Source organism: Pseudomonas lalkuanensis, assembly GCF_008807375.1.
Taxonomy (GTDB): domain Bacteria; phylum Pseudomonadota; class Gammaproteobacteria; order Pseudomonadales; family Pseudomonadaceae; genus Metapseudomonas; species Metapseudomonas lalkuanensis.
Map to the genome: position 1 here is coordinate 1,320,058 of NZ_CP043311.1, position 15,797 is coordinate 1,335,854.

Sequence of the window (15,797 nt, forward strand, 5' to 3'; positions counted from 1 at the left end):
ATTTTTCCGCTGGATGCCACGGCTGTCTGCTTTCGCGAATTCATTGGGTAGGAGCGAGTTTGACCACGCCTTCTACAGGGGCGGGATCGACTCAGTGCCCGTACTCCACGTCCAACTGATAGTGGCTTTCCCCGAACGACCCTCCCACAAACCGCCGAAGCCCCGTCCCACGCGCCTTTCGCGCTAGTCCCAACGGACGATGCCCGCTCCCTGGGCCACCGATTTAATCCCTCCCCATAGAGCCCCGCGCCCGGCGTGCGCGGCGATAACGACAATGAGGAGAACCGCATGGATATCCGTGGCCTGGGGTACGTCACCGTAGCCTCGACAGACCTGAACCGCTGGCGCGAGTACGCCGCCGGGGTGCTCGGCATGATGGTGGATGCCGTTGCGGACGAGCGGCTCTACCTGAAGATGGACGAACGCCCCTACCGCATCCTGGTGGAGCGTGCCGACCGCGACGGTTACGGCGCCTGTGGCTGGGAAGTGGCCGGCAAGGCCGCCTTCGAGCAGGCCATCGCCGAACTGCAGCAGGCCGACGTCGAGGTGCAGCGTGCCAGTGCTGCCGACGCGTCCGGCCGCAGGGTGCAGGAGCTGGCGCGCTTCGCCGATCCGGATGGCAATCGCCACGAACTGTTCTGGGGCCCGCAGCAGGATTTCGCACCCTTCGTTTCCCCGGTAGGTGTCAGCGGCTTCGTCACCAGCGACCTGGGCATGGGCCACGCGGTGCTGCCGGCACCCTCCTTTGACCGCTGCCTGGACTTCTACGAGCGGGTCATGGGCTTCGGTCTCTCCGACCTGATGAAAGTGCGCTTCACCCCTGATCCGGCCGAACCGGAAAAGCGCATCCACTTCCTCCACTGCAACAACGGCCGCCATCACTCCCTGGCGCTGTTCGAGTGCCCGATTCCCTCCGGCTGCGTGCACCTGATGGTGGAAGTGGGCGAGCTGGACGACGTGGGCCGTGCCCTGGACCGCATGCATGCCAGCGGCGTCAAGCTCTCCGCCACCCTCGGCCGCCACACCAACGACGACATGACCAGCTTCTACATGCAGACCCCGGGCGGCTTCGACCTGGAATACGGCTGCGGCGGCAAGGTCATGGACTGGGAACGCCACACCCCCTTCGAGAGCACCGTGGTCAGCCACTGGGGCCACGACTTCAGCGTTGGCCGTCGCTAAGGAGCCACCCATGGACAAACGCATGACCGCTGCCGACATGGTCGGCCAGCTACGCGACGGGATGACCATCGGCATTGGCGGCTGGGGCCCACGGCGCAAGCCGATGGCCCTGGTTCGCGAGATCCTCCGTTCCGACCTCAAGGACCTCACCGTGGTCGCCTACGGCGGCGCCGACGTCGGCATGCTCTGTGCCGCCGGCAAGGTGCGCAAGCTGATCTACGCCTTCGTCTCGCTGGACTTCATTCCGCTGGAACCCTACTTCCGCAAAGCCCGCCAGGAAGGCGCGGTGGAGGTGATGGAAATCGACGAAGGCATGCTGCTGCTCGGCCTCAAGGCTGCCGCCATGGGCGTGCCCTTCATTCCCACCGCCGTGGGCCTGGGCACTGATGTACTGCGCATCAACCCGGAGCTGAAGCTGGTCAGCTCGCCCTACGACGACAGCCGCGACTGGGTCGCCATGCCGGCGCTGAAGCTGGATGCAGCGCTGATCCACGTCGACCGTGCCGACGCCCGTGGCGTCTGCCAGATCGCCGGCCCGGACCACTACATGGACGACCTCTTCGTGCGTGCCGCCGAGAAGGCCTACGTGAGTTGCGACGAACTGGTGGACAGCGCCTGGTTCCACGAGGACCCATCCCGCGCACGCCAGGTGTTCTGGGAACGCAACCGCACCAGTGCCGTGGTGCACCTGGCAGGCGGCGCCCACCCGTCCTCCTGCGCGCCGCTGTACGGCTTCGATACCGCCCACTTCAAGGCCTACAACGCCTCGGCCGCCGAGCCGGATGGCTGGCAGGCCTACATGGAACGCTACGTCAACTGCGGGGAAGCGGAATACCTGGCCCGTGTAGGCGGCCTGGACGCGATTCGCCAACTGCCGCTCCCGGTTTTCTGAGGACGCTGAGATGACTGCCACCAAGCAACCCTACAGCCTCGCCGAACTGATGATCTGCGCCGCTTCCGAAGCGTTCGCGGACGACGGTGAGGTGCTCGCCACCGGCATCGGCGTATTGCAACGCCTGGCCGCGTCGCTGGCGATGCTCAACAGCAACGCCCAACTGATGATGACCGACTCCGAAGCCTTCATGGTCGCCGAGCCGGTGCCCCTGGGCCCGCGCGGCGGCTACCAGCCCAAGTTCGACAGCTGGATGGGCTTCTCGCGCATCTTCGACAACGTCTGGAGCGGCAAGCGCCATGCCCTGGTGGGCCCGGTGCAGATCGACCGCTTCGGCCAGGCCAACATTTCCTGCATTGGCGACCACGCCAAACCGAAGTCGCAGATGCTCGGGGTGCGCGGCTTCCCCGGCAACTCCATCAGCCACGCCAACTCCTTCATGGTGCCCGGCCACAACAAGCGGGTGTTCGTCGACGGCGAAGTGGATGTGGTGGCGTCGGTTGGCTACAACCCCGAGCGCCTCGCCCGTGGCTGGTCGTTCGACGAAATCGACATCCGCCTGATCGTCACCGATCTCTGCGTGCTCGACTTCCAGGGGCCCGACCGGCAAATGCGCATCCGCTCGCTGCATCCGGGCGTCACGGTGGACGAAGTGCAGGCCGCCACCGGCTTCCCGCTGTGTGTGCCGGACGAGATCCCGACCACTGCCGCGCCGACCCTCGAACAACTGATCCTCATCCAGCAACTGGACCCGCACAACCTGCGCGCCAGCCAGCTCAAGGACAACCCGCCGGGCGTGCGTGCCCGTGCCACCAGCCACTGAGGCGGAGCCCTGCAGATGAATGACGAACAGCCCGAAGCAGAGGTGGTGCAGTACGAGGTGCAGGGCCCGCTGGCCCTGGTCACCATGCACCGTCCCGAGTACCACAACGCGCAGAACTCGCGCATGACCTACGCCCTGGACGCCGCCTTCAAGCGCGCCTGCGACGACGACAACGTCAAGGTCATCGTCCTGCGTGGCGCCGGCAAGCATTTCTCCGCCGGCCACGACATCGGCACCCCCGGTCGCGACGTCAACCAGAGCTTCGAGCGCACCAGCCTCTGGTACGACCACGTGAACAAGCCGGGCGGCGAGTTCCTCTACGCCCGCGAACAGGAGGTCTACCTCGGCATGTGCCGGCGCTGGCGCGAGATGCCCAAGCCGACCATCGCCATGGTCCAGGGCGCCTGCATCGCTGGCGGGCTGATGCTGGCCTGGGTCTGCGACCTGATCATCGCCTCGGACGATGCCTACTTCTCCGATCCGGTGGTACGCATGGGTATTCCCGGCGTCGAGTACTTCGCCCACGTGCATGAGCTCAACCCGCGCATCGCCAAGGAATTCCTTTTCCTGGGCGAGCGTATGGGGGCCGAGCGTGCCTGGCAGATGGGCATGGTCAACAGGGTGGTGCCGCGCGACGTGCTGGAGGACGTGACCCTGGATGTGGCACGGCGCATCGCGCAGATGCCGCGCATGGGCCTGCAGCTCACCAAGCAGGCGGTGAACAACGCCGAAGACCTGATGGGCAAGCGCGCCACCATGGACATGGTGTTCGGCCTGCACCACTTCGCCCACGTGCACAACGAACTGGTCAGTGGCGACAAGCTGGGCGGCTACGACGCCCGCGCCATGGCGCAGTCCCAGCGCAACCCGTCGGAGGCGTGATGGCGATCTCCCTCGACACCCGCCTGACCCGCCTGCTGGGCTGCCGCTACCCGATCATCCAGACCGCCATGGGCTGGGTGGCCGACCCGAAACTGGTGGCGGCCACCGGCAACGCGGGCGGCTTCGGTTTTCTCGCCGGGGCCACCATCGAACCGCAACACATGGAAGCTGCCATCCTCGAAACCAGGCGGCTGACCGACCAGCCCTTCGGCGTCAACTTCCACATGTACCAGGCCAACGCCGGCGAGATCGTCGAGCTGGTGCTCAAGCACGGCGTGCGTGCGGTGAGCTACAGCCGCTCGCCGGGCAAGGCGATGGTCGCCCGGCTGAAGGATGCCGGCGTGGTCTGCATGCCGACTGTGGGGGCCCTGAAGCACGCGGTGAAGGCCGTGGAAATGGGTGCCGACGCGGTGACCGTGCAGGGCGGGGAGGGCGGTGGCCACACCGGTTCGGTGCCCACCTCGATCCTGCTCGGCCAGGTCGTCGAAGCCGTGGACGTACCGGTGGTTGCCGCTGGCGGCTTCAAGGACGGACGCGGCCTGCTCGCCGCCCTGGCCCTCGGTGCCGACGGCATCGCCATGGGCACGCGCTTCTTGATGAGCGCCGACAGCCCGGTGCCGCCGGCCACTCTGGAGCGTTACCTGAAGGTCCGCGATCCGGCCGCCATCATCGTCAGCCGCGCCATCGACGGCATGCCCCAACGGATGATCCGCAACGAATTGCTGGACAGCCTGGAGCGCTCCGGCGGTCTCAAGCGCCTGCTGCTGGCCCTGCGCAGTGCCCTGGCCTACCGCCGCCACAGTGGCGCCAGCATCGGTCAGTTGCTCGGCAGCGCCCTGAAGCTCGGCGGCACGGATGGCCTGACCGCCGCCCAGACGCTGATGGCCGCCAACGCGCCCATGGTGATCCAGAAGGCCATGGTCGACGGCCTTCCGGCCGAGGGCGTGCTGCCCGCCGGACAGGTCGCCGCCGCCATCGACAGCCTGCCGGGTTGCGCCGAACTCATCGAATCCATCGTGCAGCAGGCCGAGCAGCGACTCGCCGAGCTGTGCCGCCTTGCGGGTAATGAGAAGAAACGAACAATCGAGGGGGGAGCCGGATGAGTAATCCATTTCACGTGAGCATCGACAACGGCATCGCCGAGATGGTCTTCGACCATCCGCCGGTGAACGCCTTCGACAGCGAGGGCTGGGCAGCCATCGCGGCTGAGCTGGAGCGCCTGGGCGAATCGCCCGAGGTCCGCGTCATCCTCATCCGTGCCGAAGGGCGGGGCTTCTGCGCCGGCGTCGACATCAAGGAACTGGCCGCCGACGGCAACCTGATCGTCGCCGTCAACAAGGGCAACTACGACAGCTTCAAGGCCGTCCACCGCAATCCCAAGCCGGTGATCATCGCCGTGCACGGCTTCGTCCTCGGCGGTGGCATCGGCCTCTGCGGGGCGGCGGACATCCTGGTCGCCTCCGACTGCGCGCGTTTCGGCGTGCCCGAGGTGGACCGTGGCGCCATGGGCGGCGGTGCCCACCTGCAGCGCCTGTTCCCGGTGCAGAAGGTGCGCCACATGTATTTCACCGGCGAAATGATCGACGCCGCCGAGGCCTACCGTCTGGGCGCCGTGGAGCGCGTGGTGCCCCGCCCCGAACTGCGCGAGGCGGCCCTGGATATCGCTCGGAAGATCGCCGCCAAGAGCCCGGCCATGATCGCCCTGGCCAAGGAGGCGCTGACCGGCATCGAGGACGGCAACCTCGAAGACAAATACCGCTGGGAGCAGGGCTTCACCCTGCAGGCCTACCGCTCGCTGGATTCCCAGGAAGCCCGCGATGCCTTCGTCGACAAGCGCACTGCCACCTTCAAGGGCTTGAGCCATGGAACTGACCTACACAGCTGAACAGCGGGCCTTCCGTGAGGAGGTTCGCGCCTGGATGGCGGCCAGCGTGCCGGCCCAGCCGCTGCAGTCCTTCGACTGCGAAGAGGGCTTCCGCCAGCACCGCGCCTGGGAAGCCAATCTCAACGAGGGCCGCTGGGGCATGGTGACCTGGCCCAAGGAACTCGGCGGACGCGGCTGCGACCTGATCGAGTGGCTGATCTTCGAAGAGGAGTACTACCGGGCAGGGGCCCCTGCCCGGGTGAACCAGAACGGCATCTTCCTGCTCGGCCCGACGCTGATGGAGTTCGGCACCGCCGCGCAGCAGGAACGCTTCCTGCCGAAGATGGCCACGGGCGAGGAAATCTGGGCCCAGGGCTGGTCCGAGCCGAACGCCGGTTCCGACATGGCAGCCATCCGCTGCCGCGCCGAGCGCAAGGGCGACGTCTACGTGATCAACGGCCAGAAGACCTGGTCCACCCGCGCCGTCTGGGCCGATTGGCTGTTCGGCCTGTTCCGCAGCGATCCGCAGTCCAGCCGCCACCACGGCCTGACCTTCATCCTCCTGCCGCTGAACAGCCCAGGCATCACCGTGCGCCCGATCCCGCAGCTCAATGGCCTGCCGGGCTTCGCCGAAATCTTCTTCGACGACGTGGAAGTGCCTGTGGAAAACGTGCTGGGCGGGGAGGGCATGGGCTGGCACGTGGCGATGTCCACCGCCGGCTTCGAACGCGGCCTGATGCTGCGCTCGCCAGCCCGCTTCCAGGAAACCGCACGGCGCCTGGTACAGCTCTACCTGGCCAACCGTGAACAGGCGGACCTGGACCCGGCCATCGGCGAAGCGGTGATGCGCGCCTGGATGGATGCCGAGGCCTACACCCTGAACACCTACATGACCGCGTCACGGCTGGTGAAGGGCGGCAGGATCGGCCCGGAATCCTCCACCAACAAGATCTTCTGGTCCGAGCTGGACCAGCGCATGCACGAGACGGCGCTGTCGATCCTCGGCCTGCGCGGCGAACTTCTGCCCCATGCGCCGGATGCCGGCGACGTCGACCACTGGCTGGACGGTTTTCTCTTCGCCCAGGCCGGCCCGATCTACGCCGGCACCAACGAGATCCAACGCAACATCATCGCCGAGCGCATGCTCGGCATGCCGCGAGCCTGAGGAGCGCGCCATGGACTTCACTTTCAGCGACGACCAACTGCTGTTCCAGGACAACGTGCGCGCCTTCCTCACCAACGAAGTGATCCCGGAGCGCATCCGCGAGCTGTGGCAGAGCGAGAGTGGCCGCAGCGATGAACTCTGGGCCCAGCTCACCGAACTGGGCCTTACCGCCATCACCGTGCCGGACGGTTTCGGTGGGCTGGACATGAACGAACTGGACTTCATCCTGCTGGCCCAGGAGTGTGGTTACGCCGGCCTGCCCGAGCCGCTGGTGGACACCATGCTCATCGGCGTGCCCCTGCTCGCCGCCCTGCCGAACCAGCTCGACCTGCAAGGCGAATGGCTGACCCGCATCGCCGAAGGCAAGGCCCGTCTCGCCGTGGGCGAGCCGGGCAACCCGCTGGTGGCCGACGCCCATGTGGCCGACCTGTTGCTGCTGCCCCATGGCGATGAAGTACACGCTGTGCTGCCCGAGCAGGTGCAGCTCACCCGCAACGAATCGGTGGACCCGAGCCGCCAGCTGTTCCGTGTCGACTGGACGCCGAGCGCGCAGACCCTCGTGGCCGAAGGCGAGCAGGGTCGGTTGCTGTGGGCCGCGGCGAAGAACCGGGGCGCGCTGGGCACCGCCGCCCAGCTGCTGGGGCTGGCCAAGCGCATGGTCGACCTGGCGGTGGACTACAGCTTCGAACGCAAGCAGTTCGGCAAGCCGGTGGGGTCCTTCCAGGCGGTGAAGCACCTGATGGCCAACGTCGCGGTGCTGATCGAGTTCGCCAAGGGCCCTCTCTACCGCGCCGCCCATGCCGTCGCCAACAACCTGCCGGAGCAGGACATCCAGGTTTCCCACGCACGCATCGCCTGCGCCGAGGCCGCGCTGCTGGCTGCGAAGAACGCCATCCAGACCCACGGCGCCATGGGCTACACCTGGGAAGTGGACCTGCAACTCTTCATGAAGCGCGCCTGGGCCCTGGACAAGGTCTGGGGCGACCGCGGCTGGCACAAGGCGCGGGTGCGCCAGGCCCTGTTTTCCGGCGCCGTTCAGCCGGGGGCGGGCAATACCTTCTGACCCTTCCTGCCCTCACCCCAACCCTCTCCCAGGGGGAGAGGGGGCTGCCCGTGCACTGGTTGAGTCCGGCACGAGCCGCTTTGCTCCCCTCTCCCCCCGGGAGAGGGGCCGGGGGTGAGGGACGTCACCATTCACTCCATTCCTGACTATCCGAGACCACCATGCCCGAAGCCTACATAGTCGACGCCCTGCGCACCCCCACCGGCCGGCGCAAGGGCGGCCTGAGCCAGATCCACGCCGCCGACCTCGGCGCCCATGTGCTGCGCGAACTGGTGGCGCGCAACGCCATTCCCGACGCGGACTACGACGACGTGATCTTCGGCTGCGTCGACACCATCGGCCCGCTGGCCGGCGACATCGCCCGCACCTGCTGGCTGGCCGCCGGCCTCGACCAGGCCGTGCCCGGCACCACCATCGATCGCCAGTGCGGCTCGTCCCAACAGGCAGTGCACTTCGCCGCCCAGGCCGTGATGAGCGGCACCCAGGACGTGGTGATCGCCGGTGGCGTGCAGACCATGACCCAGATCCCGATTTCCTCGGCCATGACCGCCGCCGAACCCCTGGGCTTCACCGATCCCTTCTCCGGCTCCGAAGGCTGGGTGAAGCGCTACGGCAAGGTGCCGCCGACCCAGTTCCGCGCGGCGCAGATGATCGCCGAGCGCTGGGGGCTATCCCGCCAGGCGCTGGAGGCCTATGCCCTGGAATCCCATCGCCGTGCCCTGCACGCCATTGCCGAAGGCCGCTTCGCCCGCGAGATCGTCCCGCTGGCCGGCGTCGAGCATGACGAAACCCCGCGCCAGACCAGCCTCGACAAGATGGCTGAACTGGAAGCCCTGTTCGGTTGCGACCGCGTCACCGCCGGCGTATCCAGCCAGACCTGCGACGGCGCCAGCGCGTTGCTGGTGGTCTCCGAGGCCGCGCTCAAACGCTACAACCTGACGCCCCGCGCGCGCATCCACCACATGAGCGTGCGCGCCGACGACCCGGTGTGGATGCTCACCGCACCGATTCCCGCCACCGAGTACGCCCTGAAGCGCGCCGGCATGAAGCTGGAAGACATCGATCGGGTAGAGATCAACGAAGCCTTCGCCTCGGTCGCCCTGGCCTGGCTACAGGAAACCGGCTACCCCCATGACCGCACCAACGTCAACGGCGGCGCCATCGCCCTCGGCCACCCCCTGGGCGCCACCGGCACCCGCCTGATGTGCACCCTGCTGCACGAGCTGGAACGCCGCGGCGGCCGCTATGGCATGCAGACCATGTGCGAAGGCGGCGGGCAGGCGAACGTGACCATTATCGAAAGGCTCTGAATCCGCTGGCCCTCTCCCCAACCCTCTCCCGCAAGCGGGAGAGGGGGCTGTCCGCGCAGCGGTTGAGTCCGGCACGGGCTGATTTGCTCCCCTCGTCTTTCAGGAAGAGGGGCCGGGGGAGAGGGCGGCCAACCCCAATTCCAGACTCACCGGAGAACCCCAAATGCCGATCTGCCAAAACCGCTCCGTCATCATCACCGGCGCCGGCGGCGGGCTGGGCCGGGCCTATGCCCTGGCCTTCGCCGCCGAAGGCGCCAAGGTACTGGTCAACGACATCAACCTGCCGGCCGCCGAAGCCGTGGTCGCACAAATCCGTGCTGCCGGCGGCCAGGCCATCGCCAACAACGGCGACATCACCCATTACGCCGCTGCCGGTGAAATCGTGCGCCAGGCCATCGAAGCCTTCGGCGACCTGCACGTGCTGGTGAACAACGCCGGCATCTGCCGCGACCGCATGTTCGCCAGCCTCACCGAAGCCGACTGGGACGCGGTGATGGCGGTGCACCTGAAGGGGCATTTCTGCCTCGCCAGCCACGCCGTGAAGCACTGGCGCGAGCAGTCCAAGGGCGGCGCCCAGGTCAAGGCGCGGATCATCAACACCAGTTCCGGCGCTGGCCTGCAGGGTTCAATCGGCCAGTCCAACTACGCCGCGGCCAAGGGCGGCATTGCCTCCTTGACCCTGGTACAGGCCGCCGAACTGGCGCGCTACGGCATCACCGCCAACGCCCTGGCCCCGGCCGCGCGTACCGGCATGACCGAAGACGTGTTCGCCGACGTGATGAAGAGGCCCGAAGACGGCTTCGACTACTTCGCCCCGGAAAACGTCGCACCCCTGGTGGTGTGGCTCGGCTCTGAAGCCTCCCAGGCGGTCAACGGACGGATGTTCGAAGTGGAAGGCGGCAAGCTCTCCATCGCCGACGGCTGGCGCCGCGGCCCTGGCTTCGACAAGGGCGCACGCTACCAGCCCGGCGAAGTGGGCGAGGTGGTCGAACGCCTGCTGGCCGAAGCCGTTCCTGCGCAGAAGGTCTACGGCAGCTGAGCTTCGCCAGACTCTTGCTTCACACCCTGTGGGAGCGAATTCATTCGCGAAAGGGCAGCGCAACTGCCCCCATGCCCGGCGCCCAACAACCGCCGTACGAGCGAGCTCTGCTGGCGAACGACCCCACCCCAAATCCGCTCCCATGGATTGTGCACTCCCCAAAAAGAAAGAAGGCGCCGTAGGTGGCGCCTTCTGCCTTTCGAGGTGCATACATCATGAATTGCCCGCCTCTGAACTGCTCCGGGACTTAGCTGATGCGGTTGGCGCCAGTGCGGTCGGCACCACCTTCAGCCACTTGGAAAGCCTGGGTGCGGTCGGAACCGCCTTCAGCCACACGCAGGGATTGGGAGCGCTCGGAGCCATTCTCGGCGACATCGAAGCCCTTGGTACGGTCGGAGCCGCCTTCAGCCACACGCAGGGACTGGGAGCGCTCGGAGCCGTTCTCGGCGACATCGAAAGCCTTGGTACGGTCGGAACCGCCTTCAGCCACGCGCAGGGACTGGGAGCGCTCGGAGCCGTTCTCGGCGACATCAAAGCCCTTGGTACGGTCGGAGCCGCCTTCAGCCACACGCAGGGATTGGGAGCGCTCGGAGCCATTCTCGGCGACGCGGTGGATGCTGGTGCGGTCAGCGCCACCTTCGGCGACGCGGTGGATGGAAGTGCGGTCGGAACCACCCTCGGCAACCGACAGTGCAAATGCGGAGGCGGACAGGCTGGCGATGAACAGGCTGGCGAAGATTTGCTTTTTCATTTTGGTCACCTTGGTTAGAGGGGGGTGGAATTCGTCTACGGGGCCCATGTTACTGATGTGATTTCGATGAAGAAGTGATGCTGCGTAATGGTTACCATCGATGCTATTGATGGTTGATTTATTTAAATTAAAAACAATGAGTTATGTACTTTCTGACGAGGCAGTTGCGTTAAGTGGAAAAGCTTTTTCCGCTGAATGGAATAATCAATTTTATAGATGTATTAGGGCCGAATTTGCTCATTTTCTGAGCATCTGATGAATCGCGGCCCTCGCTGCCACCAGGCGCGCCGGTGGCAACGAGCTTGCCCGATCTGTGCTTCAGAGGTTGTCGGCGTCGATGATGGCCTTGGTGAAGGCCTGCGGATCTTCCTGGGGCAGGTTGTGACCGATGCCGCCGGTGATCAGCCGGTACTCGTACTTGCCGGTGAAGCGCTTGGCATAGTCCTCGGCCTTCGGGTGCGGCGCACCGTTGGCGTCACCTTCCAGGGTGATGGTCGGCACGCTGATGGAGGGTGAGGTGGCCAGCTTCTGCTCCAGGGCCTCGTAGCGGCTTTCCCCCTTCTCCAGACCCAGGCGCCAGCGGTAGTTGTAAACGGTGATGGCGACGTGGTCGGGGTTGTCCAGGGCAGCCGCGCTGCGATCGAAAGTGGCGTCGTCGAACGCCCATTTCGGCGAGGCCAGCTGCCAGATCAGCTTGGCGAAGTCGTGGGTGTTCTGCTCGTAGCCGGCACGGCCGCGCTCGGTGGCGAAGTAGAACTGGTACCACCACTGCAGTTCGGCCTTGGGCGGTAGCGGCTTCTGGCCCGCGGTCTGGTTGCCGATCAGATAGCCGCTGACCGACACGAGCGCCTTGACCCGTTCCGGCCAGAGCGCGGAGACGATGTCGGCCGAGCGCGCGCCCCAATCGTAGCCGCCGAGCACGGCCTGTTTGATCTTGAGCGCATCCATGAAGTCGATGACGTCACTGGCCAGCGCGGCGGGCTGACCATTGCGAACGGACTGCTCAGAGAGGAAGCGCGTATCGCCATAGCCCCGTGCATAGGGCATCAGCACGCGATAGCCCTTGTCCGCCAGCAGAGGCGCGACCTTCTCATAGCTGTGGATATCGTAAGGCCAGCCGTGCAGGAGAATGACCACAGGCCCGTCGGCGGGGCCGACCTCGGCGTATGCCACGTCCAGTAGCCCGGCCTTTACATGTTTCAGCGGACCGAACGGAGAGACGGACGCCTGCCGGGTGCTGGCCCCGGGCGCGACGGGTTCCGCGCCCGGGGAAGTTTGCGCCTGGGCTACGCCAAGCTGCATCAGGCTCAGGGCGAGAATCGACGAGCCGACCCAGCGGCGGCGTTTATTGCCGGTTGCCTTGTTCTGCACTGCCATCTTCATGGGGATGTCTCCGTTGCAAGCGATTGGCGGGGGGGCGGTCGACCCCTTTCAAGTGACGCATACAGTTGAACACCCCGAGTTATCTGGCCTGTGTCAGTTCCCTGGTCAAATCGGTGCCCATGTATCTCGATGCATTTCAGACACACTGTGATGCATGGCGACCCTGGCCCTCGCCGGGTCGGGCCATGCGGCGTCGGCAGCTCGAATGAAATCCAGGAAAAGGCTCCCCTGTGGGGGCGATTTCAATCGCCAAGGGCAGCCCCGTTGCCCCAACAAACAAAAGCGCCTCTCCAACCCCGGAAGAGGGGCCAACCCACACCGCAAATCACCTCACGCCCAACGGCAGCCGCGAATCCAGCCGAACCGCCAGCTCCCGCCGCCGCCGCTCCTCGAAGTCGATGTTCATGCCGGCAAATTCCGGCACGCGACCCACACCTCACCCTGCCAACGCACCACACCAATGCGCCGTCCTTCGCAGCTCAGAACGTCACGGCACGGCGCCGCATTCGGCACCCGGTGATACTCATGCGGCGTTGGCACCAGCACCTCGCACAGCCAACGGCCGATGGCCCGCCAAACTGGAACAACGCCTTGTATGTAGCCTGAGGCGCGTATTCCCGAATCCAGCCGGGGCACAGGCCCACCGTTGTACGGGTGGTGCTCCAAGGTATGGATCAATTGCCGGTGGCTTCGATGGTGCATTCAGCCGACATATCCAGAGACCCCATCCCACAGAAGCTTCAGGGCGGTCACGATCAGGAGGCCGTAGCAGGCCCGATACATCTGGCGTTGTTCCAATCGTGTGTGAAGCTTCCAGCCAAGCCAGACACCGCATGGGACAGCGAGCAGGCAGATGAACATCAGACTCAGTACTTTGTCTGTCGGTCTTGCCACGAGCAGCCATGGCGCGGCCTTGAGAAGATTGCCGACCGTGAAGAACATGCTGGTGGTTCCGGCATAGACCTGTTTGCTCAGGCCGAGCGGCAACAGGTACATCGCCAACGGCGGCCCGCCTGAATGCGCCACCATGGTCGTGATACCCGAAGTGACGCCCGCGGTCACAGCCTTGGGCGAAGAGCGCGGCCTCACCGTGACTTCCCCGCCGGCTTTGAACCAGAGGCCGACAAAAATCAGTGTCACCGCTGCCATGAGGATGGCGATCGCGTGATGGTCCAGTACGCGGAAAAGCAGGTAGCCAACGCCTATCCCGACGATAAGACCGGGTACCAGCAATTTCAGGTCTGGTTTTGACCAGGTCGACGGCTTCCAGTAACGAAGGCCGAACAAATCCATTGCGATGAATAATGGGGCGAGCAATCCACCGGCTGTGACGGGGTCCATGACCAGCGACAGCAGCGGGATGCCGATAATGGCAAAGCCACCGCCGAACGCGCCCTTCATGAAACAGATCAGAAAGACGCCGGCGAACGTGACCAGGATGGTGGTGGTCGTCAGCTCCAGTTCCAAGGTATGCACTCCTCATTCTGGTTGGCTTGATGTGGACTCTGTGCTCCACAATCTCAAACACGAGCTGCGTAATAAAAAGTGCCAGTTTTGAGGTTTTCCCATGGGCCAGTTCTCAACCAATCCGAATGCTGCCTCCCGCGGTGCGCAACGTCGCATCTATGCCAATCTGCGCGCGCAGATCGAAGACGGCACGCTTGCAGTTGGCTCGAAGCTCGAGTCGACACGTGCAATGGCGGCCGCACTCGGGGTGTCACGAACCACAGTGACGGCGGCTTATGAGCAACTGGCGGCCGAGGGATTTGTCGCGACGTCGGCAGGAAAGGCGGCCCGGGTAGCAGGCGGAGCGAATGTTCGGTCCGGACTTGCTGCAGCGAGCCTGGCGCAGCACAAGGATCTATCGCCCGCGCTATCCCAGTACGGGCAGCGTGTTGCCGCTTTGACGTCGTACAGCATGTCGTCTCCGTTGGCCCGGATCGATTTCAAGTACGGCTCGGTCGCCTCGCGCGATTTTCCGGCCTCAGGTTGGCAACGCGTCTACCGCGCTGAACTGGTCAGACGCGTGCCAAGCCTCTATTACGGCCATCCCGAAGGGGACTTGCGTTTGCGCCGCGCACTCCAAAGCTATCTACGCCGCGCACGAGGCCTGGCGTGTGACACGGAACAGATACTCATTGTGCATGGCTCGCAGCAGGGGCTCGACCTCTGCGCCAGGCTCTTGCTGAACCCGGGAGACACATTCGTCTTTGAGGAGCCGGGCTATCGCTTGGCCCGGTATTGTTTCGAGGCAACGGGCGCCACCGCGCTGCCAACGCACGTCGACGCATCTGGGTTGGATACCAGTGGTTTGCCCGAAGACGGTTGTGCGCGCTTGGCCTACGTGACGCCGTCGCACCAGTTTCCCATGGGCGCGGTGTTTTCCATTTCACGCCGCCTGGAGCTGCTGAGATGGGCGAGTCGGCAGGGGGCCTGGATCATCGAGGATGATTACGGCGGGGAGTTTCGCTATGGCCAGCGCCCCATCGACGCGCTGCAATCCATGGACACTGATGCGCGCGTCATTTATGTCGGCACTTTCTCCAAGGCACTGTCCCCGCAACTTCGACTGGGCTATCTGGTTCTTCCGCACCAGTTGGTTCACGTTTTCAGGGAAGCAAAGCGGATAACGGATCGCCATTCACCGCGGTGGGAGCAAGACGTACTTGCCTCCTTGATCGAAAGTGGAGCCTATGAGCGTCACGTGCGCCGCCTGCGCCGGGAGAACGAACGGCGGCGAAATGCGCTGCTGGACGCCGTTGATCAACATCTGGCGGGATACGGACATCTGGTTGGCATGGCTGCGGGATTGCATGGCGTGCTGCTGCTGCCGACTCTTCGAGCACAGGATGAGCTCACACTGCAGGCGGCTTCGCTCGAACGCGGCGTCGGCGTTTATCCACTTTCGCCGCTGTTTGCCGGCCTGCCATCGATAGTGGACGAGCGATCGGCAGGGCTCATTTTGGGTTATGCAGGCCTGACCATGCAGGAGATAGACGAGGGGATTCGTATTCTCGCTGAAGTGATTCGCAACTATGTCGATGCGCGAGGAGCCAGCATCGGGTAAGCGCGAACAGGCAATGAATCGAACCTATTCTCTACAGCCTCGGCCAACGCCCCCCTAGCGCGGCCGTACCCGTCACCGGTGGTTCCAGGTCGCGAGCAGACCCCTGCCAACGTCTGCTTCTGGCCGATAGCCGTCCGCCAGGACAGTCCCCGACCACGTCGTCAGCTCAAGCCAACGCGTTTCTTCACACGACAATGAATGCCCCGCCTAGGGGCATACCCACCGTGCAAACCAGTCAGTCGCCAATACGTGCTGGCCCCGTGTTGGGTTTCGCTGCGCTCTGCACCAGCCTACGCCGCCGAGCAGCGTTGGGCGCTCACAGGCTTACCTCGCTACAACGGCCTTTCGCCTCGTCGTCCATCCGGACGATTCCCCG

General features: G+C 65.2%; 14 protein-coding genes. 11 read left to right on the forward strand and 3 right to left on the reverse strand.

Annotation, left to right across the window (positions count from 1 at the left end; translation table 11 throughout):
* Positions 1-288: 288 nt before the first annotated feature.
* The 10 genes from FXN65_RS06300 to FXN65_RS06345 all read left to right on the forward strand — a co-directional run bounded on the left by FXN65_RS06300 (position 289) and on the right by FXN65_RS06345 (position 10,220).
* Positions 289-1,182, forward strand: coding sequence for a VOC family protein (locus FXN65_RS06300; protein ID WP_151132229.1), 894 nt, complete (start codon positions 289-291; stop codon positions 1,180-1,182).
* A gap of 10 nt (positions 1,183-1,192) precedes the next feature.
* Positions 1,193-2,074, forward strand: coding sequence for a CoA transferase subunit A (locus tag FXN65_RS06305; protein WP_151132230.1), 882 nt, complete (start codon positions 1,193-1,195; stop codon positions 2,072-2,074).
* Positions 2,075-2,084: 10 nt separating this feature from the next.
* Complete coding sequence (locus FXN65_RS06310) at positions 2,085-2,897, forward strand: CoA-transferase subunit beta (RefSeq protein ID WP_151132231.1); 813 nt, start codon at positions 2,085-2,087, stop codon at positions 2,895-2,897.
* A 15-nt stretch (positions 2,898-2,912) separates the two neighbouring features.
* Positions 2,913-3,779, forward strand: coding sequence for an enoyl-CoA hydratase (locus FXN65_RS06315; RefSeq protein WP_212632328.1), 867 nt, complete (start codon positions 2,913-2,915; stop codon positions 3,777-3,779).
* Positions 3,779-4,882 (forward strand): NAD(P)H-dependent flavin oxidoreductase, encoded by a 1,104-nt coding sequence (locus FXN65_RS06320; protein ID WP_151132233.1) that lies wholly within the window; start codon positions 3,779-3,781, stop codon positions 4,880-4,882. The genes FXN65_RS06315 and FXN65_RS06320 overlap by 1 nt, the downstream gene beginning before the upstream one ends.
* Complete coding sequence (locus FXN65_RS06325) at positions 4,879-5,664, forward strand: enoyl-CoA hydratase family protein (protein ID WP_151132234.1); 786 nt, start codon at positions 4,879-4,881, stop codon at positions 5,662-5,664. The genes FXN65_RS06320 and FXN65_RS06325 overlap by 4 nt, the downstream gene beginning before the upstream one ends.
* Positions 5,642-6,808: an acyl-CoA dehydrogenase family protein gene (locus FXN65_RS06330; RefSeq protein ID WP_151132235.1), complete on the forward strand. Its 1,167-nt coding sequence runs from the start codon at positions 5,642-5,644 to the stop codon at positions 6,806-6,808. Before FXN65_RS06325 ends, FXN65_RS06330 begins: the two co-directional genes overlap by 23 nt.
* A gap of 10 nt (positions 6,809-6,818) precedes the next feature.
* Entirely contained in the window at positions 6,819-7,871 is a 1,053-nt protein-coding gene (locus FXN65_RS06335; protein WP_151132236.1) for an acyl-CoA dehydrogenase family protein, read from the forward strand.
* A gap of 161 nt (positions 7,872-8,032) precedes the next feature.
* Positions 8,033-9,181 (forward strand): acetyl-CoA C-acetyltransferase, encoded by a 1,149-nt coding sequence (locus FXN65_RS06340; protein ID WP_151132237.1) that lies wholly within the window; start codon positions 8,033-8,035, stop codon positions 9,179-9,181.
* A gap of 163 nt (positions 9,182-9,344) precedes the next feature.
* A complete protein-coding gene (locus FXN65_RS06345; protein WP_151132238.1) occupies positions 9,345-10,220 on the forward strand; it encodes an SDR family oxidoreductase in 876 nt (291 codons plus the stop codon).
* A gap of 247 nt (positions 10,221-10,467) precedes the next feature.
* Here the strand turns inward: FXN65_RS06345 and FXN65_RS06350 are convergent, their stop codons facing one another.
* The 3 genes from FXN65_RS06350 to FXN65_RS06365 all read right to left on the reverse strand — a co-directional run bounded on the left by FXN65_RS06350 (position 10,468) and on the right by FXN65_RS06365 (position 13,821).
* Positions 10,468-10,971, reverse strand: coding sequence for a hypothetical protein (locus FXN65_RS06350; RefSeq protein WP_151132239.1), 504 nt, complete (start codon positions 10,969-10,971; stop codon positions 10,468-10,470).
* A gap of 318 nt (positions 10,972-11,289) precedes the next feature.
* Entirely contained in the window at positions 11,290-12,354 is a 1,065-nt protein-coding gene (locus FXN65_RS06355) for an alpha/beta fold hydrolase (RefSeq protein ID WP_151132240.1), read from the reverse strand.
* 702 nt (positions 12,355-13,056) lie between these two features.
* Positions 13,057-13,821 carry a sulfite exporter TauE/SafE family protein gene (locus tag FXN65_RS06365; protein ID WP_151132241.1) on the reverse strand — a complete coding sequence of 255 codons (765 nt, stop codon included), beginning with the start codon at positions 13,819-13,821 and terminating at the stop codon, positions 13,057-13,059.
* A 100-nt stretch (positions 13,822-13,921) separates the two neighbouring features.
* On the opposite strand from FXN65_RS06365, the gene pdxR reads away from it, so the two are divergent.
* Complete coding sequence (gene pdxR / locus FXN65_RS06370; protein WP_151132242.1) at positions 13,922-15,421, forward strand: MocR-like pyridoxine biosynthesis transcription factor PdxR; 1,500 nt, start codon at positions 13,922-13,924, stop codon at positions 15,419-15,421.
* The last annotated feature ends 376 nt before the right edge of the window (positions 15,422-15,797 follow it).

Excerpts from the sequence above, each read along its gene's own strand:
- FXN65_RS06305 (WP_151132230.1), top strand. The coding sequence starts at position 1,193 with ATGGACAAACGCATGACCGCTGCCGACATGGTCGGCCAGCTACGCGAC.
- FXN65_RS06300 (WP_151132229.1), top strand. The coding sequence starts at position 289 with ATGGATATCCGTGGCCTGGGGTACGTCACCGTAGCCTCGACAGACCTG.
- FXN65_RS06340 (WP_151132237.1), top strand. The coding sequence starts at position 8,033 with ATGCCCGAAGCCTACATAGTCGACGCCCTGCGCACCCCCACCGGCCGG.
- FXN65_RS06355 (WP_151132240.1), bottom strand. The coding sequence starts at position 12,354 with ATGAAGATGGCAGTGCAGAACAAGGCAACCGGCAATAAACGCCGCCGC.
- FXN65_RS06330 (WP_151132235.1), top strand. The coding sequence starts at position 5,642 with ATGGAACTGACCTACACAGCTGAACAGCGGGCCTTCCGTGAGGAGGTT.
- FXN65_RS06335 (WP_151132236.1), top strand. The coding sequence starts at position 6,819 with ATGGACTTCACTTTCAGCGACGACCAACTGCTGTTCCAGGACAACGTG.
- FXN65_RS06310 (WP_151132231.1), top strand. The coding sequence starts at position 2,085 with ATGACTGCCACCAAGCAACCCTACAGCCTCGCCGAACTGATGATCTGC.
- FXN65_RS06345 (WP_151132238.1), top strand. The coding sequence starts at position 9,345 with ATGCCGATCTGCCAAAACCGCTCCGTCATCATCACCGGCGCCGGCGGC.
- FXN65_RS06325 (WP_151132234.1), top strand. The coding sequence starts at position 4,879 with ATGAGTAATCCATTTCACGTGAGCATCGACAACGGCATCGCCGAGATG.
- FXN65_RS06315 (WP_212632328.1), top strand. The coding sequence starts at position 2,913 with ATGAATGACGAACAGCCCGAAGCAGAGGTGGTGCAGTACGAGGTGCAG.
- pdxR (WP_151132242.1), top strand. The coding sequence starts at position 13,922 with ATGGGCCAGTTCTCAACCAATCCGAATGCTGCCTCCCGCGGTGCGCAA.
- FXN65_RS06350 (WP_151132239.1), bottom strand. The coding sequence starts at position 10,971 with ATGAAAAAGCAAATCTTCGCCAGCCTGTTCATCGCCAGCCTGTCCGCC.
- FXN65_RS06320 (WP_151132233.1), top strand. The coding sequence starts at position 3,779 with ATGGCGATCTCCCTCGACACCCGCCTGACCCGCCTGCTGGGCTGCCGC.